At 40.6% G+C, this 503-nt stretch carries 1 protein-coding gene; it reads left to right on the top strand.

Annotated features, from left to right (window positions below; genetic code table 11):
* A partial coding sequence (locus ACFILZ_RS10220; protein WP_375611109.1) for a hypothetical protein occupies positions 1-503 on the top strand: 503 nt, incomplete at both ends.

The raw sequence follows: 503 nt of genomic DNA, 5'->3' as shown, positions 1-503 counted from the left end.
GCAGCCCATAATGCGGTTCAGTTGGCTGATAACAAGAATGATCCACACTATTTTCTGATGTTCCCTCATAGCGATTCTTTCTTGGTAGAGTTGTTCATTGCAGGGTATCAGTATGCTCTAGAAGGTAAGTTGGGTGCTCTGACCAATTCGACGAAGAAGTACCAGAATCTGTTGTATAGCCTTGGCAATATAGGATTGCATACTGATGCGCATAGCCGCGGCATTATGACAGCGGGCAATGGATCGCATGATTTAGAAAAGCATGGTGTTCATGGTATAGCAAAGAAAACAACGATTAATTTCTTTGGACCAGCTTATAATACTCAAAACATGGCAGATACGTTATATATCTTAAGTGATGGAAAGCAGGATTACGTAAACTTGGAAAATCATAAAAATGACTTTGTTGGTACAAAGATTGGCAAAAATCCTTACACTTTTGAACAAATACCTCCTGGAAGTGGTCCCTGGAAAGAAGCAGGGCAAATATTTAAGGGCTACCC

Origin of the sequence: Bartonella sp. AP40SXNS (assembly GCF_042195825.1) — a bacterium.
Taxonomy (GTDB): domain Bacteria; phylum Pseudomonadota; class Alphaproteobacteria; order Rhizobiales; family Rhizobiaceae; genus Bartonella.
The sequence above is the reverse complement of the archived record's forward strand: the minus strand, read 5'-3'. Positions and strand labels throughout refer to the sequence as shown.